General features: G+C 44.4%; 17 protein-coding genes and 1 other annotated feature. Of the genes, 7 read left to right on the forward strand and 10 right to left on the reverse strand.

What is annotated here, in order from left to right:
- Nucleotides 1–33 precede the first annotated feature (33 nt).
- Nucleotides 34–636: a 30S ribosomal protein S4 gene (rpsD, locus tag BAA9072_RS17030; protein ID WP_034765742.1), complete on the forward strand. Its 603-nt coding sequence runs from the start codon at nucleotides 34–36 to the stop codon at nucleotides 634–636.
- A 246-nt stretch (nucleotides 637–882) separates the two neighbouring features.
- On the opposite strand, the gene tyrS is transcribed toward rpsD, so the two are convergent.
- Nucleotides 883–2,145, reverse strand: coding sequence for a tyrosine--tRNA ligase (gene tyrS, locus BAA9072_RS17035; RefSeq protein ID WP_201715890.1), 1,263 nt, complete (start codon nucleotides 2,143–2,145; stop codon nucleotides 883–885).
- Between the two features lie 54 nt (nucleotides 2,146–2,199).
- Nucleotides 2,200–2,408: a binding site (T-box leader), on the reverse strand.
- 186 nt (nucleotides 2,409–2,594) lie between these two features.
- Here tyrS and BAA9072_RS17040 point away from each other — a divergent pair.
- Nucleotides 2,595–5,555, forward strand: coding sequence for a transglycosylase domain-containing protein (locus BAA9072_RS17040; protein WP_201715891.1), 2,961 nt, complete (start codon nucleotides 2,595–2,597; stop codon nucleotides 5,553–5,555).
- A 769-nt stretch (nucleotides 5,556–6,324) separates the two neighbouring features.
- Here the strand turns inward: BAA9072_RS17040 and acsA are convergent.
- Nucleotides 6,325–8,043 (reverse strand): acetate--CoA ligase, encoded by a 1,719-nt coding sequence (acsA, locus tag BAA9072_RS17045; protein WP_201715892.1) that lies wholly within the window; start codon nucleotides 8,041–8,043, stop codon nucleotides 6,325–6,327.
- Between the two features lie 253 nt (nucleotides 8,044–8,296).
- On the opposite strand from acsA, the gene BAA9072_RS17050 reads away from it, so the two are divergent.
- From BAA9072_RS17050 to BAA9072_RS17065, 4 genes are all read left to right on the forward strand, one after another.
- Complete coding sequence (locus BAA9072_RS17050; RefSeq protein WP_201715893.1) at nucleotides 8,297–8,929, forward strand: GNAT family N-acetyltransferase; 633 nt, start codon at nucleotides 8,297–8,299, stop codon at nucleotides 8,927–8,929.
- A 30-nt stretch (nucleotides 8,930–8,959) separates the two neighbouring features.
- Nucleotides 8,960–9,607, forward strand: a complete 648-nt coding sequence (locus BAA9072_RS17055) for an acetoin utilization AcuB family protein (protein WP_201715894.1) — start codon at nucleotides 8,960–8,962, stop codon at nucleotides 9,605–9,607.
- The gene (locus BAA9072_RS17060) at nucleotides 9,604–10,779 is read left to right on the forward strand and encodes an acetoin utilization protein AcuC (RefSeq protein ID WP_201715944.1); all 1,176 of its coding nucleotides are present in this window, start codon (nucleotides 9,604–9,606) and stop codon (nucleotides 10,777–10,779) included. The genes BAA9072_RS17055 and BAA9072_RS17060 overlap by 4 nt, the downstream gene beginning before the upstream one ends.
- 354 nt (nucleotides 10,780–11,133) lie before the next feature.
- On the forward strand, nucleotides 11,134–12,240 hold the full coding sequence (locus BAA9072_RS17065) for a hypothetical protein (protein ID WP_201715895.1): 1,107 nt from the start codon (nucleotides 11,134–11,136) through the stop codon (nucleotides 12,238–12,240).
- Nucleotides 12,241–12,310: 70 nt separating this feature from the next.
- On the opposite strand, the gene motS is transcribed toward BAA9072_RS17065, so the two are convergent.
- From motS to BAA9072_RS17085, 4 genes are all read right to left on the reverse strand, one after another.
- Nucleotides 12,311–13,045 carry a flagellar motor protein MotS gene (gene motS, locus BAA9072_RS17070; RefSeq protein WP_201715896.1) on the reverse strand — a complete coding sequence of 245 codons (735 nt, stop codon included), beginning with the start codon at nucleotides 13,043–13,045 and terminating at the stop codon, nucleotides 12,311–12,313.
- Nucleotides 13,035–13,850 carry a flagellar motor protein MotP gene (gene motP / locus BAA9072_RS17075; RefSeq protein WP_201715897.1) on the reverse strand — a complete coding sequence of 272 codons (816 nt, stop codon included), beginning with the start codon at nucleotides 13,848–13,850 and terminating at the stop codon, nucleotides 13,035–13,037. The genes motS and motP overlap by 11 nt, the downstream gene beginning before the upstream one ends.
- A gap of 60 nt (nucleotides 13,851–13,910) precedes the next feature.
- The gene (gene ccpA / locus BAA9072_RS17080; RefSeq protein ID WP_201715898.1) at nucleotides 13,911–14,909 is read right to left on the reverse strand and encodes a catabolite control protein A; all 999 of its coding nucleotides are present in this window, start codon (nucleotides 14,907–14,909) and stop codon (nucleotides 13,911–13,913) included.
- A gap of 409 nt (nucleotides 14,910–15,318) precedes the next feature.
- A complete protein-coding gene (locus tag BAA9072_RS17085) occupies nucleotides 15,319–16,395 on the reverse strand; it encodes a bifunctional 3-deoxy-7-phosphoheptulonate synthase/chorismate mutase (RefSeq protein WP_201715899.1) in 1,077 nt (358 codons plus the stop codon).
- Between the two features lie 205 nt (nucleotides 16,396–16,600).
- Here BAA9072_RS17085 and BAA9072_RS17090 point away from each other — a divergent pair, with 205 nt between their 5' ends.
- Nucleotides 16,601–18,757 (forward strand): cell division FtsA domain-containing protein, encoded by a 2,157-nt coding sequence (locus BAA9072_RS17090; protein ID WP_201715900.1) that lies wholly within the window; start codon nucleotides 16,601–16,603, stop codon nucleotides 18,755–18,757.
- Between the two features lie 47 nt (nucleotides 18,758–18,804).
- On the opposite strand, the gene BAA9072_RS17095 is transcribed toward BAA9072_RS17090, so the two are convergent.
- From BAA9072_RS17095 to BAA9072_RS17110, 4 genes are all read right to left on the reverse strand, one after another.
- Entirely contained in the window at nucleotides 18,805–19,356 is a 552-nt protein-coding gene (locus BAA9072_RS17095; RefSeq protein ID WP_230980920.1) for a YtxH domain-containing protein, read from the reverse strand.
- A gap of 137 nt (nucleotides 19,357–19,493) precedes the next feature.
- Nucleotides 19,494–19,808, reverse strand: a complete 315-nt coding sequence (ytxJ, locus tag BAA9072_RS17100; RefSeq protein ID WP_201715901.1) for a bacillithiol system redox-active protein YtxJ — start codon at nucleotides 19,806–19,808, stop codon at nucleotides 19,494–19,496.
- A 121-nt stretch (nucleotides 19,809–19,929) separates the two neighbouring features.
- Nucleotides 19,930–20,418 carry a YtxH domain-containing protein gene (locus BAA9072_RS17105; protein ID WP_201715902.1) on the reverse strand — a complete coding sequence of 163 codons (489 nt, stop codon included), beginning with the start codon at nucleotides 20,416–20,418 and terminating at the stop codon, nucleotides 19,930–19,932.
- A gap of 17 nt (nucleotides 20,419–20,435) precedes the next feature.
- Nucleotides 20,436–20,957 carry a DUF948 domain-containing protein gene (locus BAA9072_RS17110; protein WP_201715903.1) on the reverse strand — a complete coding sequence of 174 codons (522 nt, stop codon included), beginning with the start codon at nucleotides 20,955–20,957 and terminating at the stop codon, nucleotides 20,436–20,438.
- Between the last annotated feature and the right edge of the window lie 39 nt (nucleotides 20,958–20,996).

Here is a 20,996-nt window from a genome sequence, read left to right on the forward strand (position 1 = left end):
AACAAAATAAAAACAATAAAGGAGGAGTCATTCATGGCTCGATATACTGGCCCAAGCTGGAAATTATCTCGTCGTCTTGGAATCTCTCTAAGCGGTACGGGTAAAGAATTAGAAAAGCGTCCTTACGCTCCTGGACAACATGGTCCTAACCAACGTAAAAAAATCTCTGAGTACGGTTTACAACTTCAAGAGAAGCAAAAACTTCGTCACATGTACGGAGTAACTGAGCGTCAATTCCGTAACCTATTTGACCAAGCTGGCAAATTACAAGGTAAACACGGTGAAAACTTCATGGCGCTACTTGAGTGCCGCCTGGATAACGTTGTTTATCGTTTAGGTCTTGCTCGTACTCGTCGTCAAGCACGTCAACTTGTTAACCACGGTCACGTTACAGTGAACGGATCTCGCGTAGACATCCCTTCATTCCGCGTACTTCCTGGTCAAACTATCTCAGTTCGTGAAAAATCACGTAACCTTGACATCATCAAAGAAGCGATGGAAGTGAACAGCTTTGTTCCTGAATTCCTAACTTTCGATGCTGACAAATTAGAAGGTACATTCACACGCGTTCCTGAACGTTCTGAATTACCAGCTGAAATCAATGAAGCTCTTATCGTTGAGTTCTACTCTCGTTAATCTTTGTAAGAAAGACACTGTCCATTTTATGGGCAGTGTTTTTTGTGTACTTTTGCGTTTTTTAGAATGATTGAAATGATTACACGAAACATGTCGTCACTGCGTTTATGAGACGTTTATGAAAAAACCTCTTCCTTTTTGAACGTTGATTGACAGCCTCCTCCATTTTATCCCTTTACACAAAAAAGCACGATACCCGCTCCAGAAAAGAGAAACGGATACCGCACTGAAAGATTCTATTTCCTATTATACGTACTGAATTCTGAAATATTTCTTTTTTCCGCGACGAATGATCGTAAACTGTCCTTCGATCTTGTCACCTTCACCCATTATATGCTGAAGATCTGTCACGCGCTCGCCATTAATATAAATCGCACCGTTTCCTGCGTCCTCTCTTGCCTGACGTTTGGAAGGAGAGATTTTTGCATTGACGAGGAGATCGATCAATCCGATTTCTTCGTCTTTAGACTGCTCAAAGGATGGAACATCTTTAAAGCCTTCTAGTATTTCTGAAGCGGATAATGACTTAATGTCACCGCTGAATAGAGCTTGAGTAATACGGATGGCCTGATCAAGGGCTTCTTCTCCGTGTATGAGTGTCGTCATTTCTTCCGCCAGTGTCTTTTGTGCTTTACGAAGATGAGGTTCTGTTTCTACAGACTGAGCCAGTTCCTCAATTTCTTCATGAGAAAGGAAGGTAAAGTATTTTAAATATTTCACGACATCAGCATCCGCCGCATTAATCCAGAACTGGTAGAACTCATAAGGAGACGTTTTCTTCGGATCAAGCCATACAGCGCCGCTTTCCGTTTTCCCAAATTTACTTCCGTCCGCCTTCGTTACGAGTGGAATCGTAAAACCAAACGCCTTCGTTTCTTCTTCATGGGTACGTCTGATCAGTTCAAGGCCTGTCGTGATATTCCCCCACTGATCACTGCCGCCGATTTGAAGCTTACAATTGTAGTGGTCATATAGATGATTGAAATCGAGAGCCTGAAGGATCGTATACGTAAATTCAGTGTACGAAATACCTGATTCCAAGCGGGAAGCAATTGTATCTTTCGCCAGCATATAATTCACACCTACGTGCTTACCGAAGTCACGAAGGAATGTGACGACGTCCATCGCTCCGATCCAGTCATAGTTATTCACCATCACTGCACCATTTTCCCCTTCAAAATCAAAGATGCTCTCAAGCTGTACTTTTATACTTGCTACATTTCCCTGAATGGCTTCAATCGTCTGCAGTTTACGCTCTTCATTTTTACCACTCGGATCACCGATTAATCCGGTTGCCCCTCCCACCAGTACAAGGGGACGATGCCCTTGATTCTGGAAACGACGAAGCGTCAAAAATGGAAGCAAATGCCCAATATGCATACTGTCCGCTGTTGGATCAATTCCACAGTAAATCGAGATGCTTTCTTTATTCAATACATCCTTCAAGCCTTCCGCATCCGTTTGTTGATACGTGATCCCACGCCATTCCAAGTCTTTTAGTAAATCCATCTTTTTTCCTCCTTATTGATAAACAAGCTGACAACAAAAAAGTCCCTGCATATATGCAGGGACGCTGTCGCGCGGTACCACCCAAATTAAGGAATAACATCCTTCACTCATTCAAGATAACGGCTTTCACCGTTTGCTGCTACTAGTGTTCACAGCAAAAGCTCCAGGATGTAATTCATCGGCCATTTGTGTCAGTTCACAGCACCCACTGACTCTCTTCGTAACAGGGAAGGCAGACTACTTATTCCTCTCATTGCGTTGTCATTTATTTTTTCATACAGAAATCCGAACAGATGAAGGACTCATCATTCATTTCGCTATATTAGGTTTTTATCATATTCTAAAATAATAGTCAACTAAACGCGTGCTAAAAGACCATTTTATTTGACTTTTTACGACAGCCTTCTTGCAAATATGCTATAATGGGAATGTTCTGGGGGGAATGATATATGAAGGAAAAATGGAACAAATTACTCGAAAAATTAGATCCTGCAATCAGGTTCTTTTCAAATACTGGATTACAAAAACGTGCAAGAATTACATACGGAGTATTCTGGAACCTGTCTTTGATCCTGGTCGTTATCTTTGTATTGGGATTCGCATTTGCAGGGGGAGTTGGAGCAGGTTATTTCGCTTCACTCGTCAAGGAAGAACCGATCCGTCCTTATGATCAAATGAAAAAGGACATTTACAACTACGAGGAAACCTCTCGACTTTACTTCTCTGATAACGTATATCTGGGGAAACTGCGTACTGACCTGGAGCGGGAAGAAGTAAAGCTTGAAGATATCTCGAAAGATTTGCGAAATGCCGTCATCGCCACGGAAGATGAGTACTTCAACGAACATAACGGTGTTGTACCGAAAGCGATCATGCGTGCCGTACTGCAGGAATTCACGAATTCCTCTACCCAATCGGGTGGGAGTACACTTACTCAACAGCTGATTAAAAACCAAATCCTCACAAATGAAGTGTCATTTGAGAGAAAAGCGAAAGAAATTCTTCTCGCTCTCCGCTTAGAGAGATTTTTTGATAAAGATGAAATACTGGAAGCGTATCTGAATGTAGCGACTCTTGGACGAAATTCTTCCGGTCAAAATATTGCAGGGGTCCAATCGGCCGCAAAAGGTATCTTTGGAGTGGAAGCAAAGGACCTGTCCCTGCCTCAGGCAGCTTTCATCGCCGGCCTTCCGCAAGCCCCATTCTCTTACACACCGTTTAAAAATAATGGGCAGATCAAAGAGAATCTCGATGCCGGGATGAGCCGAAAAAACACGGTCCTCTACCGTATGCACCGGGAGGGATATATTACGAAAAAACAATATGACGAGGCCGTTGCCTATGACATCTCAAAGGATTTTGTAAAGCCTAAGCCATCACCTCAAGAGCAATACCCTTGGCTGACTGCCGAACTTGAAAGCAGAGCAGTGGATATCATGAAAAATGTGCTTGCCAAGAAAGAGGGCTATTCCGAACAGGATCTAGAGAATAATGATGAGCTCGAAGACAAGTACCGAACATTGGCTGACCGCAATGTTCGTCAAAGCGGGTACGAAATTCATTCGACCATCAACAAGAAGATTTATGATCAAATGCAAAAAACAAAAAATGCGTATGAAATGTACGGTCCTACGAAAACCATAACCGCAACCGACCCTGATACAGGGAAAGAAGTCGAAGTGGAACAGCCGGTCCAGGTAGGAGCCATGATGATTGAAAATAAAACAGGACGCATCATCAGCTTCATCGGCGGCCGTGACTTTAAATTGGAACAAATCAACCATGCCACCCAGTCACTGAGATCAAACGGTTCCACCATGAAGCCATTGCTCGCCTACGCACCTGCACTTGAATATGGCTACCTTTCACCGGGATCACCTATTCCTGATGTCGCCGTCAATATCAATGGCTGGACACCTGAAAACTATTCATTCAGGGAACGCGGGCTTTTCCCTGCAAGATTTGCCCTTGCAGAGTCATTAAATATTCCCGCTGTCAGAACGTATGCGAATATTTATAACCGAAATCCATTTAAAGAGTTTCTGTTGAAAATGGGCTTTACAACCCTGTCAAGCCGATATGACAATAACCTTTCATTAACGCTTGGAGCAACTACTACAGGTGTGACAGTGGAAGAAAATGTGAATGCCTACACCACTTTTGCAAATGGTGGGAAATTCATTGATGCATTCATGATTGATAAGATCGTCGATAAGGATGGCACGGTCGTCTATGAGCATAAGAAAGACCCTGTGGATGTATTCAGTCCACAAACCGCCTACTTAACGATTGATATGATGAGAGATACCCTGGATCATTCCCTTGGTACCGGGCGATATGCGAAAACCTTCCTGAACTTTGGTTCAGACTGGGCCGGGAAGTCCGGAACGAGTCAGGATTATAAGGACCACTGGTTTGTCGCATCCAATCCAAGTATCACATTCGGGACATGGTTCGGATATGACTCACCTTCGTCATTAAACACAGCGTCATCACGCGCACAATATGGACATTACGGCTTACGTAACATAAGATTGTGGTCTTACTTACTGAATGATACGAGAGACCTTGCACCCGAACTCATCGACCCTGATGCATCGTTCCAACAGCCAGAAGGAATTGTCAGAAGATCTTTCTGTTCGATTTCCGGACTGCTTCCATCAGAAGCATGCAGCCAGGCTGGACTCGTAAAAAGTGATTTATTCAACGCAAAATTTGTACCTACCAAAACGGATGACAGCTTACTTATGAGCCGATACGTGATGGTAAACGGAAAGAAATACCTTGCTCTTCCGAACACTCCGGAAGAATTTTCACAGCCGGGTGTCATCTTGAATCCTGACTTTGTGAAAAACATCTTCGGTGCCGTCCCTGGAAATCCGGACAAACTCATACCGGATGGAGATGAACGATTTAAAAATGTACTCGTCGCAGAAAACAAGATTTCTGATGATGGGCAAGCTCCAGGAACCGTGAAAGCAAGCGGAAACGGGAACAAAATCACCTGGACGCCATCTGCAAGCAGCGATGTCGTCGGATACCGGGTTTACAACACATCCGGCGGGAAAGTCGGAAGCGTCAAGTCCGGAGCCAGTTATGCAGTGTCCGTTGGAAACGGTGACTTCTATGTGGTTGCAGTCGATGTAGCCGGCAAAGAATCTTCCCGTTCCAATACGGTGCAAATCGGTAAGCCCGAATCGAAACCGGATCCTAAACCTGATAAACCGGATAAACCGGGTACGGATCCGAAACCGCCAGGGGATAAACCATCCGATCCCCCGCCAAAACCGGATAAGCCGGACAAACCGGAGCCACCACCGCCAGAAGATGGCGGCGGTGACGGCGGTGACGGCGGTGGAGGCGGAACAGAACCACCTACGGAACCCGATCCACCTGGGGAACAGAACTAAAGAAGGATTTAAAAGAGGGAAACGTCGACATGACGTCTCCCTCTTTTTATGTTGGCTATCTTCTCAACCATTGCTGCTATTTCATCTTCTGAAAAACTGGACAATTGAGTGATTGGAACTCGTCTGTTCTGCGGTTCAAAATCTCTAACTACTTCCGGTGTATGCTGACGGTAACGTGGAGGCGCGTTTGAATCCGGCTTCTAACACCCATTTTTCTTTGTGATTTATTTTGTCGCTATTATGACCTCGAGGGGCTAGCCGCCGGAGCTTGACAAGTGAGACCCCACAGGACAATTTTAGCCCAAGGAAGATCAACACGCGCCCCGCGGAAAGGGAACAATTGGAGTGGAAATCAAACAGTACTTGCTAATTGAATAGTAACATAGTTTACGAAAACAGCCTTTTGTAAAGATGCCCTCTCTTTCTATTCTTTTTTTACTGAATTCATACGAATTGGATCTGCTCTTTCTACTTAAGTGTCGGTCCAAACTACCTAAATGAGGGCTCAGTACCTTTGACGATCTCTCCTGCCGATTTTATGAGCTGTTTTTCAAGATTTTTGAGCCATTTTTCAGATTTATGAGCTGACTTCAGGAAAATATGAGCAGGAATTCAGATATATGAGCCACTTTTCAATTTTATGAGCCTTTTGTCGAAAAATAACTATTCTACACAAATCGGCCATCCCCTATGCTATGGCGCAAAGAACTCTTCTCCCATAGCCAAAAGAACCCCCACTCCAAGAGCAGGGGTTCTCCTAACATATCTATTAATCTTCCATTGTACTCAAATCACCTGTCGGCAGGTCCAACTCCCATGCCTTCAATACACGGCGCATGATTTTTCCGCTTCGTGTTTTTGGCAGTTTGTCACGGAATTCGATTTCTCTAGGAGCCGCATGTGCAGCAAGACCTTTTTTCACGAACTGTCGAATTTCTTCCTTCAGTTCGTCTGTCACTTCGTATCCGTCACGCAGGGCGATGAATGCTTTGATGACTTCACCACGGACCGGATCAGGCTTTCCGATTACCCCTGCTTCTGCTACAGCCGGATGTTCAACAAGCTTACTTTCCACCTCGAAAGGACCTACCCTTTCTCCTGAAGTCATGATGACATCATCGATCCGCCCCTGGAACCAGAAGTAGCCGTCTTCATCCATATAGGCAGAATCCCCTGAAACGTACCAGTCACCAGGCATGAAGTAAGATTCATACTTCTGTGGATTATTCCAGATCTGATTCATCATCGATGGCCAGCCTTTCTTGATCGCTAAGTTCCCCATGCGGTACGGAGGAACTTCATTTCCTTGATCATCGACAATGGCTGCTTTGATACCCGGGAATGGTTTCCCCATGGAGCCTGGTTTGATTTCCATGTTTGGATAGTTACAGATCAGTTGACCGCCTGTTTCAGTCATCCACCATGTATCATGGATGCGCAGGTTGAATACCTTCATCCCCCACCGGACAACCTCAGGATTCAACGGTTCTCCCACGCTGAGGATATGACGAAGGGAGCTCAGATCGAATTGTTTTACAACTTCATCCCCTGCACCCATTAGCATTCTGAAGGCAGTCGGTGCACTGTACCAGACCGTAACACCATAATCCTCGATCGTTTTATACCAGTTTTCCGGCTTGAAGCGTCCCCCTACGATGACATTGGAGGCACCTGTCAGCCATGGACCAAAGATTCCATACGAAGTCCCTGTAACCCAGCCTGGATCCGCTGTGCACCAATACACATCTTCTTCCTGAAGATCCAGTACCCATTTAGACGTTTGATAATGCTGGATCATGGCGTTATGAACGTGAAGGACCCCTTTTGGTTTCCCTGTAGAACCTGATGTATAGTGAAGGATCAGTCCATCGTTACGGTCTACCCATTCCACTTCCAGCTTATTGCTCGCTTCAGCAAATTTAGTCATAAAGTCCACATGAACATCGTCCTCCTGAATATCTTCACCTATCAGAAAGACATGCTTCAGGTTTGGCAGTTCACTTACAGGAACCCTTTTCAATAGCTCAGGAGTGGTGATGAGTACCTTTGCTTCGCTATCCTCCAGGCGGTCCCGGACAGCTCCTTCCATGAACGCTTCAAACAATGGTCCCACGATGGCGCCAAGTTTGATCGCTCCTAATACGGAGAAATACAATTCCGGTGATCTCGGCATGAAAATGAAAACACGGTCCCCTTTTTCAACATCCCCAAAACGCTTTAATACATTTCCTGCTTTGTTCGACATCTTCTTCATATCAGAGTACGTATATTTTTCATCACGTTCTGCATCTCGGTAATAAAGAGCGACTTTATTTTTTCTGAAAGACACTGCATGTCGGTCAATCGCTTCATGTGCCAGATTGACGCGACCTGTTTCCGCCCATGAAAATTCTTTTTCGACGTCTTTCCAATCGAATGATTCATACGTATTTTCATAGCTTTCAAGATTATAGTTGCCCTTAGTCACTGGTAACGCTTCCACTTTCATATACCGCATCCCCCTTATGTAAGAAATTACAATCTTATTATAGTATAAAACGAATATTTTCTCAATTTTTTAAAAAATCTGCCATAGAGTATGTTCCTTATTTTTCTGTGAAAAACCCTGTTGAATCGCCATCCTCTATAGGTATTTTAGAATAACATTAACCCGTTAAACCTCTGAATTTTTCGTGAAAGCGCTCTCTCAATTTTAAATTCATGTATAATGGACTAGAGGAATATCTTTAGGTGGTGTCCAGATGAAATTGAAAAAAACCTATAATGCAACAGAATTAAAGACAGCAAAAGGAAACATCATTATTGAAGGACCGATTTCCGCAGAGGAATTGGCCCGCCTTGATTTTCACGAGGACCTGGTCGCTTTCAGGCCCCCAGCCCAGCAGCACAAAGCCCTTATTGAGATTGCCAGTCTACCAGAAGGGCGTATCTTGATTGCGAGAGACCATCATACCATTGTCGGGTACGTTACATATTTATATCCAGATCCTCTCGAACGGTGGTCCCAGGGAAAGATGGAGAACCTGATCGAGCTTGGAGCCATTGAGGTCATCCCGAAATTCCGCGGAGCTGCCGTCGGGAAAAATCTATTAAAAGTATCCATGATGGATGATCATATGGAAGACTATATCGTCATAACGACTGAATATTATTGGCACTGGGACCTCAAAGGAACCGGCCTGAACGTATGGGAATACCGGAAAGTGATGGAAAAGATGATGAACGCAGGCGGATTGGAATATTATGCAACGGATGACCCTGAAATCAGTTCCCATCCGGCCAACTGCTTAATGGCAAGAATCGGAAAAAGAGTGGATTCAGATTCCATTCAACGATTTGATCAGCTTCGATTTATGAATCGCTTTATGTATTAACGGGACAGTTTTCTAAAAGGGGTGGAGAACGTGATTGTTGAAGAGATAATGAAAACGAAAATCGAAACATTGAAAGCCGACGATACGATTGCATCGGCCATACAATTAATGAGGGATAAGAAAATCAAGCATATCCCGATCACCAATGACACGATGGAAATCGTAGGCATCGTAAGTGACCGGGATGTAAAAGATGGTACACCTTCCATTTTTCATGAAGGGTCAAATACTTCCGAGTTACAAAACCCTCTTAAATTCATCATGAAGACCGACGTAATCACCGGGCATCCACTGGACTTTGTCGAAGAAGTCGCTGCCCTTTTTTATGAGCATCATATCAGCTGCCTTCCTATCCTGAAGGAAAAGAAGCTCGTTGGAATCATTACGGAAACGGACCTGTTGTATACCCTGATTCAATTAACCGGTGCACACCAGCCCGGATCTCAAATTGAAGTGAAGGTCCCTCATAAAGCCGGTATCCTCTATGAGGTGGCAGGCATCATCAGACGGAATAATTCCAATATCCAAAGTGTCCTCGTCTATCCGGATAAAAAGGACGAAGAATATAAAATCCTTGTATTCCGGGTAAGAACGATGAATCCGATGAATGTGATCAATGATCTTAAGAAAGAAGGATATGACGTGTTATGGCCAAACATGCCGGGAATCTCATCATGACTAAGGATGCCGTCTTTATCTATTCAGATGAACTGCTGGGGTACCGGTTCTCTGATGAGCATCCCTTCAATCAGACCCGGATCACCCTGACGATGGACTTATTGAAAGAAGTGAATGCTCTTCAACCGGATGAAATCGTTCCTCCCCGGATGGCTACAGACGAAGAGTTGTATCTTAATCACGATCCCAACTACGTAAACGCTGTCAGGCGAGCAAGTGATGGCCAGCTTTCTCAAGATCAGGCGGAAGGATTTGGGATCGGTACAGAAGACACCCCGATGTTTCAAGGTATGCATGAAGCAAGTGCATATTTAGTGGGCGGTACGCTAACGGCTGTGGACTACGTTATGACCGGGAAAGCGAAGCATGCCCTTCATCTTGGGGGCGGATTGCATCACGGATTCAAGGGAAAGGCGTCGGGGTTTTGCATTTATAATGACAGTTCTGTCGCGATCCGCTATTTACAGGAAAAGTACGGGGCGAGAGTTCTCTATGTAGATACCGATGCTCATCATGGGGATGGTGTCCAGTGGTCATTCTACGATGATCCGGATGTTTGCACCCTGTCGATTCATGAAACAGGGCGGTATCTCTTCCCGGGAACAGGCAATATCAATGAACGCGGTCACGGAAAAGGGTACGGGTATTCATTCAATATCCCCCTCGATGCCTTTACAGAGGATGAATCATGGCTCGAGGCCTATGAAACGTCCTTCCGGGAAGTCATTGAATTCTTCAAGCCCGACGTGATCCTCACCCAAAACGGAGCGGATGCCCATTATTATGACCCCCTCACCCACCTTTCGGCAACCATGAACATTTATCGGGAAATCCCCCGCATCGCCCATGAGCTTGCTCATGAGTATTGCGATGGGAAATGGATTGCCGTTGGAGGCGGAGGCTATGACATATGGAGAGTCGTCCCAAGAGCCTGGAGCATGATCTGGATGCAGATGACCGGTCGAATAGATCTCGCCGATTCATTTCCTGAAAAATGGACGCAGCGCTGGCAAAGTAAAGCAGGTGTCACACTACCGACAGAATGGACAGATGCATCTGACATCTACAAGCCGATCCCGCGAAAAGAAGAAATCACAGAAAAGAACAAACAAACCCTGGAAAAAGCCCTCTACTCCATCCGGCAACAACTCAGACAAAAACCCTCCAGTTAAACAGAAAAGCGGAGGCGGCTTGGGCAGAGGCGACAAGCATAAGACGAACCTGCCGGAAAGGCGCTCTTTGCCTTTTTGGCAGGTTTGACTTATGACCTCGAGCCTCTAGCCGCCGGAGCTGGACATACAGAAAAGCGGAAGGGGCTCGCCCTGTCCGACAAGCATAATACAGGAACCAGAAAAGAAAGAATGATAGAATAAGTGCCAAGCCCCCTTTTCTAAGCGTGTGCGTGCTTGGGACTTGGTCTTTCTTTTGTATTAAATCTATCTATCAATTGGTTTACATAGCTTTCTTGTAAAGGAAAATGTGTTAAACTCCTCCATAATCTTCTAAGAAAAAGGATGTGTGAGGCAATGAATAAATATTTGCCGATAATGTTAACTGTATCACTTATACTGGGAGCCTGTTCCTCTCCCACTGCAACAAAGGAACAGGAAAAAGATGCAACAACTTCTGAACAAGACAAATCAAAGGGAGAAAAGAACCCTAAAGAAGACCTGGCGACAGAAAGCAAGGAACAGAGTAAGCCACCTTTTCAACCCTTGGAACCGGCTGAAGATGCTGTGTCGCTGAAGGAAACTCTGTCTGAAGAAACTCAACCGGATAAAGAGGGGCAGGCAGAAGAAGAAAAGCCTCAACGCACGGTACCTTTTGGTGAGACGCTGGCAAACGGTGTGGATGATCCATCAGATGGCCCACTAAAGGACCATCGCCTGGTGACCTACTATGGAACACCCGCGTCGAAACATATGGGGATTCTTGGGAAGTATGAACCGGAAGAGTACATAAAAAAGCTGAAAGAACAAACCCAGATTTATTCCGATCTCGACCCGGATCGTCCTGCTGTACCGACAATTGAGTTGATTACGACGATGGCCCAGAATGCGCCCGGTCCCGACGGTGATTATGTGCAGATGACGTCAGAGGAAAATATCGAAACGTATGTGAAGCTTGCCGAGAAGCACGATGCTCTGGTCTTGCTTGATATTCAGCTTGGAACGGATACGGTCATGAATCAGGTAAAAATGGTTGAAAAGTGGCTTAAGCGTCCGAATGTTCATTTGGCAATCGATACGGAATTCCACGTGGCAGAAGGGGAAAAACCCGGTGAGGATCTCGGCGAAGTCGATGGCCGGAAAATCCAGGAGGCGATTGAATATATATCAACGCTTGCGGAAAAAAACAACCTGCCGGATAAACTAGTTCTGGTCCACCAATTTACAGGTCCCGTACTGACAAACAAAGATGCGATAGAACCGACTGACAATGTCGAAGTCGCTATTAACTTTGATGGTTGGGGAGCTGCCGCAGACAAGCAGGCACTGTACGGCAAGTACGTTCGGGATGAACCGACACAGTATGGCGCCTTCAAGGTGTTCTATGATAAAGATATCCCTGTCCTGACCCCTGAAGAAGTGTTGAAATTGGACCCTAGTCCAGCGGTCATCAACTATCAATAACGTCATATATATTTTTAGCATGCACCAACAAAAGCAAGGACCTCCCCTCTCAACGGGAAGTCCTTGCTTTTTATCTTTCCTCATATGCAGGATCGGTGATGATCACTTCAACCCGCCTGTTTTTCTGAAGATTTTCCCCGGTATTATTTGGGGCGATCGGGCGTGTATCTCCATATCCGACGGCGATGAATCGTTTTGGATCCAGATTTTCGGTTCGAATCAAGTAACGCACCACACTGCTTGCCCTCGCTGATGAGAGTTCCCAGTTTGATGGGAAACGATAGGTATTGATCGGGCGGTTATCTGTATGCCCCTCCACCTTCACAAAGTTCGGGATCTCTGATAAAAGAACACCGACTTTATTCAAAAACGGATAGGCATCTGGCAGGACCGTTGCTTCGCCTGATGCGAACAATGCCTGTTCCTGAAGAACAAGTACCACTCCCCGTTCAGTTCTGTTAGCTACAACGGCGTCACTCAATTTGTTCTCTTTCAAATAACTCTGGATATTTGCCAATAACGAGTTTAAATCTTGATCTTCCCCATCTCCCTGAGGTTTTGAATCCTCGGATTCCATTTCTGGTTCTGCCGACGGATTATCAAAAGGGATGACAGAAGGATAAAACTCGAGAATCTGCCGCTGCTGAAAGGAATCAGCAATGGTCCTGAATTTCACAATATCGATTTGTGACATAGAGAATAATAGAATAAAGAATACGAGAATAAGAGTAATGAGATCAGAAAACGTAACCATCCATTTTGGTGCCCCCTGAGGCTGGGATACCGGCCTTCGTCTACGCTTCATCTGAAGAAGTCCCAACTTGTTCCCTGACTGAATACATCTGCAATTCCTCATTAGATAAAAACACTCTTAATTTCTCTTCTAATATTTTCGGATTTTGACCGGATTGTACCCCGATGACACCTTCAATCACGATTTGTTTCATGAACACTTCTTTCTCTGTTTTCATCGCAAGCTTGGATGCCATGGGCAAAAAAACAAGGTTTGCAAGTAAGGATCCGTACAGGGTCGTAAGTAAGGCGATCGCCATATTAGGACCCAATGAAGCTGGATCATTTAGATTTTTTAACATCAAAACGAGGCCGATCAGCGTACCGATCATCCCCCAGGCAGGTGCATACTCCCCTGCCTTATCCAATAAGCTTTTATTTTTGCGGTGCCGTTCTTCTAACGCGATGATTTCAGCATTCATAATATCGACGATTACGTCCTGCTCGATTCCATCGACAGCGAGCAGCACCCCTTTTCGGATAAAAGGATCCTCAACCGCTTCCACTTCTGCCTCCAGTGAGAGAAGTCCTTCACGCCTTGCTTTTTCTGACAATGTCACAAACGTACGGATCAGATGGTGAAGATCATATTCCACATCACGAAAGGATTCTTTCATCACTTTCCCAAGCTGTTTCAATTCCCTGATCGAAAAGCTGACCAGCATGGCCGCAATCAATCCGCCGATGACAACAAGCATGGACGGAAGATCGATGAAGGAACTGAATCCGGTCACTCCGGCATTCGAAATAATGGCGAATGCAACAAATAGGAATCCGACTGCAACCCCGATTGGTGTAAGAACATCAAGCTTTTTCATTTTGACTCTCCCTACAAAAAGAAGTTCTGTTTGTCTTTATCATTTATATCGACAAACTTCTTATTTTGTTGAGTTGCGGTATTCAAGTCGATGGGGAAGAACGACCGTCGATTCTTCAACTGTCTCTTTGTTCATGTATTTCGTCAATAATCTCATGGCCACTGCTCCGATATCGTATAAAGGCTGGACAACGGAAGTTAACTGAGGTCTGACCATAAGGGCCAGTCTTGTGTTATCAAAACTGATGACTTCCACTTCTTCCGGGATGGAGACGTTTTGGTCCTGAGCACCGTGGACGACACCAAGGGCTGTTTCATCATTCCCGACGAAGATGGCTGTCGGCTTGTCCGAAAGCTCAGAGAACTTTTGCCACGCCTCCAGTCCTGAATCATACGTATATTCGCCTTCTACGACCAGATCATCGCTGTATTCAACGCCTGCTTTGGCCAGTGCTTCTCTGTACCCTTCAAGTTTAAACTTCATATTGATCGTATCGTGGAAAGGACCGCTTACGAAACCGATGCGCTTGTGTCCTTTCTCAAGCAGTTCGGAAACTGCGTCAAATGACGCCGCCTTATAATCGATATTCACGGAAGGAATCTTGTTCGTATCTTCGACTGCACCAGCCAGTACGATCGGAACGGGAGAACGCTCGAACTCCTGCACATGCTCTTCTGAAATATGGCCACCAAGGAACAGGATGCCATCCACTTGTTTCCCAAGCATTGTATTCAACAGATGAAGCTCCTTCTCGGCATTCTGATCCGAGTTACTTAAAATGATATTGTATTTATACATCGTGGCAATATCTTCAATCCCACGTGCGAGTTCTGCATAGAAAATATTTGAAATATCAGGGATGATAACGCCGACTGTCGTTGTTTTCTTACTGGCAAGCCCTCTTGCTACAGCATTCGGACGATAACCGAGACGATCGATGACCTCCACTACCTTCTTTCTTGTTGCGGGCTTAACATTTGGATTTCCGTTGACCACACGGGAAACTGTGGCCATAGATACATTAGCTTCTCTTGCTACATCATATATTGTCACGTTCATAGCTTACACTCCTTCACTCTTCTACTCATTTACCTTATTCTACACCAAATAAACCTAAAGAAAAAAGCGATTACAATAGTTTGTTAAAAAATGCACATATTTATGTTCAAATTAGTGTTGATATTGGTTATTTATCTGCAATTATGTAGATTATCATACGATAGTCTTGATATTCCTGCAATTCGTCAGCTTTTATTTGTGCAAAAAGATTATTATAGCATATTGGTTTGGAAGTGGGGTGTTTCTTTTTATGGGGATAGGAAAAGTAAAATGAGCCTTCGCTGATAAAATACAATTTTCGCTGATATATTTTATGCTGATATCCGTACCATCCTGCATACGAGGCACTTTCATCCCATCAATCAAAAAGGGCTGAATCCCTCAAAAAAGGATTCAGCCCTTCATACCATTATACTTCTATCGTTCTGCCTTTTAACAGTTCCTTGTAGAAATGATCAAATTGATCAAGGTCCATTTGCTGAGCGGAGTCGGATAAGGCGACGGCAGGATCTGGATGAACCTCGGCCATGACCCCATCTGCCCCGATGGCAAGTGCTGCTTTGGCTGTTGGAAGCAATAGATCTCTGCGTCCAGTAGAGTGTGTTACATCCACGAATACCGGGAGATGCGTCTCTTGCTTAAGAATTGGCACCGCTGAAATGTCCAATGTGTTTCTTGTTGCTTTCTCGTACGTACGGATTCCACGCTCACAAAGGATGATGTCTCCGTTCCCTTGTGAAATGATGTATTCAGCAGCATTGATGAATTCATCAATCGTTGCGGCTAAACCACGTTTAAGCAGTACGGGCTTTTTCACAGCTCCGGCAGCTTTCAACAATTCAAAGTTTTGCATATTTCTTGCACCGATCTGGATTACGTCAATGTATTCCAATGCCGGTTCGATATCGGCGGGATTGACGATTTCACTGACGACAGCCAGGCCATATTCATCCGCCACTTTTTTAAGAATTTTTAATCCTTCAATGCCTAGCCCCTGAAAGTCATAAGGTGACGTTCTCGGCTTGAACGCTCCGCCCCGAAGTAATTTCAATCCTTTAGCTTTAACAGCTTTCGCAACTTCAGCCACTTGCTCGTATGATTCAACGGCGCATGGACCGAAGACGAAATGAGGTTTTCCATCTCCAATGGCTTCTCCATTAATATTGACAATCGTGTCCTCCGGTTTCTTTTTACGTGAAACCAATAGTGCTTTACGGTGATCGTCTTTTTGAAGCTCTAAACCGGCTTTGAAGATTTCTTTAAAAATATGTTCAATGGTCGAATGTTCAAAAGGACCATTATTATTTTCTTTAATCAGATCAAGCATCCCTCGTTCACGAACAGGATCATAGCGGTATACTCCTTGAGTCTCCTTGACACGCCCGATTTCCTGAACTAGTTTAGCACGTTCATTAATGGTGTCTAATAGTTTTAAGTTCATCTCGTCTACTTGTTTTCGTAATTGATCGAGCTCTTGATTACTCACAATACAGCACCCTTTCTTTTTTTATCCTGTTCATACGTAAAAACTGTTATAGTTTTAAGAAAGTATGATACATTTTTGATATTGAAACTTATTATAATAGAACACATCTAAAATGTCACGATAAAATTCTTTATTAATTAGACGCTTTTAAGCACTAAAGTATTTTAGTATTGTATGAGACTAGGTTAAAGTGGGTGAACACAAAGTGAAAAATAACCAAAAAATCTTTGCATTAGATATCGGAACCAGGTCGGTTGTCGGTATTATTTTGGAAGAAATAGACGGAATATTTCAAGTTTCAGATATCTTGATAGAAGAACATAAGAAGAGAGCCATGCTTGATGGGCAGATTCATGACGTTCCTGCCGTTGCGGAAGTCATCTCCTCTATCAAGGTGAAATTGGAAACAAAACACGGCCCTCTTCACAAAGTGTGCGTCGCAGCAGCAGGAAGGGCTCTTAAAACAGAGACCGCGCTTTCCACTTCTATTATTAAGGGAAAACCCCTTCTACAGAAAAATGACATTCTCCACCTGGAATTGAGCGCAGTTCAGCAAGCGCAGGCAATGGCAGCAGAAAGTGAGAACAGTTCGAAAGATTATCATTATTATTGTGTTGGCTACTCCGTTCTTTTTTACCGGTTGGATGGTGAGGAGATCGGTAGTCTGATCGATCAGCAGGGGGAAGAAGCAAGTGTCGAAATCATTGCCACCTTCCTTCCCCGCGTCGTCGTGGAGTCCCTGATTGCTGCACTTACCCGTGCGGAACTTGAGATGGAAGCCCTGACGCTTGAACCCATCGCTGCGATTAACGTTCTCATTCCTGAGTCTATGCGGCGTCTGAACGTTGCACTGGTAGATATCGGAGCTGGAACGTCCGATATCGCCATTACCAATATCGGTACGGTCATTGCTTATGGAATGGTTCCAACAGCAGGGGACGAAATAACAGAAGCCATCAGTCATGAATTCTTACTGGATTTCCCTTTAGCCGAACAGGCCAAGAGGGGACTTCAATCCTCAGGGGAGATGACGGTAACCGATATTCTCGGGTTCGAAACGAACGTCCCGTCCCTTGAAGTGATAGAGAAAATCTCTCCTGCTGTGAATCACCTCGCCGGGGAGATTTCAAAAGAAATTCTGCGTCTGAACAATGGGAAGCCACCGCAGGCCGTCATGCTCGTAGGGGGAGGCAGCCTGACGCCAGGTCTTCCTGTGCAACTGGCTTCTTCCCTTCAGCTGCCTGCAAATCGTGTGGCAGTAAGAGGTGTGGACGCGATTCAGAATGTCACCGTTTCAGACGAAGTGACGAAAGGTCCGGAGCTTGTCACCCCGATCGGAATCGCCATTGCAGCGAAACAGGCCCCTGTTCAATATGTGACAGCCTATGTGAATGACCAGCCTGTACGCTTATTCGAAGTGAAGGATCTAACAGTCGGCGACTGCATCCTTGCTGCAGGGCTAAAGCTAAGCAAATGGCATGGTACACCAGGTAAAGGTTACTTTGTGAGCGTCAATGGACAGGACATCACCTTACCCGGAGGTCACGGTCTGCCGCCACACATTGAAAGAAACGGGGAGCAGAGCGAACTGGATGAAACCATCCAGAATCATGACAGAATTTCAGTTCAGAAAGGACAGGACGGCTCTTCCCCTCAGGTGACGATTGGGGATCTTGTGGATACCTCTTCTAGCAAACAGATTGTCATAGACGGGAACCCTCATCTGGTCACTCCCCTCGTCTTCCGAAACAATCTGCCCGGATCATTGGAAGAAGTCATCCAGGATCGAGATGTGATTCGAATAGAATTGATCGACACCCTTCTGGACCTGTTAACCCATTTCGGCTATAACGAATGGTTAGAGGGATCCAGGCCTTATCGAATCTCCATTAATGGAGTGGATACATTCTTCCCGACCTATTGCGGGAAGTTATTCATAAATGGTATGGAAGCCAAGCCATCTGCTAAAGTCAAGAATGCTGATGTCATTTCTTTCAAACCCGGTATTACTCCAACAGTAAAGGAAATTCTCGCAAAGAAACAGCTCACTTCTGAGTCGGCGATCCGCATAACGTTTAACGGTGAAGAAGTGTACCTTAAGAAAGAAAGCAGCAGAATCACCCGGAACAGCCTCAAGCTTGAACGGGATGATCGCTTATTCTCGGGAGATTCCATTGTAATAGAGGAGCAGCAAACGGGCTCATTTATTTTTCAGGATTTATTTAATTCAGTGGAAATCAATATGCCCACTCATTCAAACGGAAGCTTTGTCCTTTTGAAGAATGGCGTGGAAACGACTTTTTATGAAGAAATCCAACAAGGTGACGAACTGGAAATCCTCTGGCCGCATGCCTCTCGTTGATGAGTTACAGACAACCAAAAAAACTGGCAATTACGCCAGTTTTTTTATTATGATCCAACTTGACCCGGGATTCCGCTCTTACGGTTGGTTGGATGAATAATGTGGTCCTGAGTGGAAGTTGAGCTTGTCACAGGCTGTGATGAAGTGGAGTCGCCGGTTATTTCTTCTCCCGCTTCTTGCACTTTGCCTCCAATACCTTTTAACTCTTCTGCCGCTTCTTTCGTAGTGGTAATCATCTCCGAAGAGTCATCTTTTATTTGATTGACTTGATCCATCACATCATCATTCACCTTTTCATATAGGCTCTGTGCGTCGCTTATGGCTTCCTTCAATACGCTGGACGCTGTTTTCAGACGATCCTGCCAGTCATTTACGACTCCAGAGGGATTCTCTTTCACCTTAGCTACCATTCCCATGGTGGAGTCCTTCATGTCTGATGTTCTGGATGAAACATTTTTTCTCGTCGTCTTATCCAGTAGGGCAAGAGCTCCACCTAAAACGGCTCCCACCACCATACCTTTTACTAACTTGCCATTCCTTTTACCGTTCATTTTCGTATTATTTCTTGTTCCAGTTTCATAAGGTACAGGCTGTGTCATGAATCGTTCCTCCATTTACTTGTTTTTTATTCTTATAAGTTAATTTCCCTGTAAGAAGATTAATAAACGTAAAGGAGAAATTTACAAAGTATTTCCAAAAACAAAAATGGACCCCGACTAAATCAGAGTCCATTCCTTTATAACTTATTCAATTCGCTTTCGGTAATTTTCCAATGTGACGCATTCCAGCCCGGTTTTCCCTCTATGAACAGGAAAGCTTGGGGGGATTCATGTCTGATCCCGTATTTTTCGGCGATATGCTGGGAAAGTTCCCGGGATTCCTGCACCGCTAAATAATAGCCTTCTTCCTCAGTATTCTTATTCAGGAACGCCTGGTATTCATTAAAGGCATTAGAGCTTACCGGGCATGTGAGGCTATGTTTCATAAAAAAGAAGCGGGGATTCGTTTCTGAAAGTTGTTCAAACTCCTGGACGGTTTCAATCTTTTTCATATATTCATACTTCCTTTCCTAAAGAGTACGTTCTTTTCTGCCAAGGTTTCCCCTGGCCCTTTTTACCCAAACAAAAAACGGTGAAGTTATCATATCACTTCACCGTCCCTGGAATCAATTATTATTGATTGTATGTTTTTTCAGTTTCATCGAACGCTTTTTTGGTTTCTTCGAGCTTTTGATTCACATCTTCTGTTTCTTCCAAAGCTGTTGTTTCTCCAACTGAGACAGCTTGAAGCTCATCATTTGTTTCTTCCAGCTCTTTATTATTGGAACGGTATGTTTTCAGCTTCCCAACCACATTGTTGGACTGCTCTTGTACGGATTTTGATAGGGCAGAAGATTTTTCTTTCGCCACTGCTGCAAGCTCATTGCTCTTCTCTACAGCTGTATCCTTCCACTGACCTGTCTTTTCTTTTATAACACCAGCCTGCTCATTGAGATCATGACGTAGGTCTTTACCGGATTTTGGAGCCAGTAGTAAGGCCGCTGCAGCTCCCACGAATCCTCCGATGAGTGTTCCGATCATAAAGTCCTTTGAGTTGATGTTGTTGCTGTCATTTGTTTGGTTCTGATTTTGATTCTGGTTTTGATTGTACTGTTGAGTCATGATTAAAATTCCCCTCTCTAATTGTTATAAGATCTTGCTCTTTTAACTAATTTTTCTCGAGATCGAACTTCTTTGGATGCTTGGTTTGTAACAGCTGCATCAGCAACATCAGGTTGTGTTGGCTGTTTTTCCTGTTTTTGTTTCCATTTGTCCTTTAACTCAATAAATGCATTTCCCCATTGAACCACCTGTGAAATCTTCCCCTGGTTGCGCTCCAGTTCAGTAGAAATGGAAGTACTTACCTTCTTCACCGAGTTATTAAGATTCTGGATGGAATGCCCTACATCTCTTACCGCATAAACAACCGTGTTCAGATCCTCAGATTTCTTCTGGATATCCTCAGCCAATAAATTTGTTTTATGTAGTAATTCTGTAGACTCTTTCGTCACTCCTTGAAGCTGGCTCTCAAGTCCTGTCAATGTAGTCGACACACTGTCTAATGTTGTGCCCAGGGACTTCAAGGTCTTCATTACGCTCATAACCAAAATAAAAAATGCTACCGCTATAACCGCTACGCTCAGATAAAGAATGATTTCCATATGCCACACCTCCATGTATAGAAATTCTTTACCCTTAAG

Source organism: Rossellomorea arthrocnemi (assembly GCF_904424705.1).
Lineage (GTDB): Bacteria > Bacillota > Bacilli > Bacillales > Bacillaceae_B > Rossellomorea > Rossellomorea arthrocnemi.

Bases quoted from the DNA above. Each gene is read 5' to 3' on its own strand.
- rpsD (WP_034765742.1), top strand. From the start codon at position 34: ATGGCTCGATATACTGGCCCAAGCTGGAAATTATCTCGTCGTCTTGGA.
- tyrS (WP_201715890.1), bottom strand. From the start codon at position 2,145: ATGGATTTACTAAAAGACTTGGAATGGCGTGGGATCACGTATCAACAA.
- BAA9072_RS17040 (WP_201715891.1), top strand. From the start codon at position 2,595: ATGAAGGAAAAATGGAACAAATTACTCGAAAAATTAGATCCTGCAATC.
- acsA (WP_201715892.1), bottom strand. From the start codon at position 8,043: ATGAAAGTGGAAGCGTTACCAGTGACTAAGGGCAACTATAATCTTGAA.
- BAA9072_RS17050 (WP_201715893.1), top strand. From the start codon at position 8,297: ATGAAATTGAAAAAAACCTATAATGCAACAGAATTAAAGACAGCAAAA.
- BAA9072_RS17060 (WP_201715944.1), top strand. From the start codon at position 9,604: ATGACTAAGGATGCCGTCTTTATCTATTCAGATGAACTGCTGGGGTAC.
- BAA9072_RS17065 (WP_201715895.1), top strand. From the start codon at position 11,134: ATGAATAAATATTTGCCGATAATGTTAACTGTATCACTTATACTGGGA.
- motS (WP_201715896.1), bottom strand. From the start codon at position 13,045: ATGAAGCGTAGACGAAGGCCGGTATCCCAGCCTCAGGGGGCACCAAAA.
- motP (WP_201715897.1), bottom strand. From the start codon at position 13,850: ATGAAAAAGCTTGATGTTCTTACACCAATCGGGGTTGCAGTCGGATTC.
- ccpA (WP_201715898.1), bottom strand. From the start codon at position 14,909: ATGAACGTGACAATATATGATGTAGCAAGAGAAGCTAATGTATCTATG.
- BAA9072_RS17095 (WP_230980920.1), bottom strand. From the start codon at position 19,356: ATGACACAGCCTGTACCTTATGAAACTGGAACAAGAAATAATACGAAA.
- ytxJ (WP_201715901.1), bottom strand. From the start codon at position 19,808: ATGAAAAAGATTGAAACCGTCCAGGAGTTTGAACAACTTTCAGAAACG.
- BAA9072_RS17105 (WP_201715902.1), bottom strand. From the start codon at position 20,418: ATGACTCAACAGTACAATCAAAACCAGAATCAAAATCAGAACCAAACA.
- BAA9072_RS17110 (WP_201715903.1), bottom strand. From the start codon at position 20,957: ATGGAAATCATTCTTTATCTGAGCGTAGCGGTTATAGCGGTAGCATTT.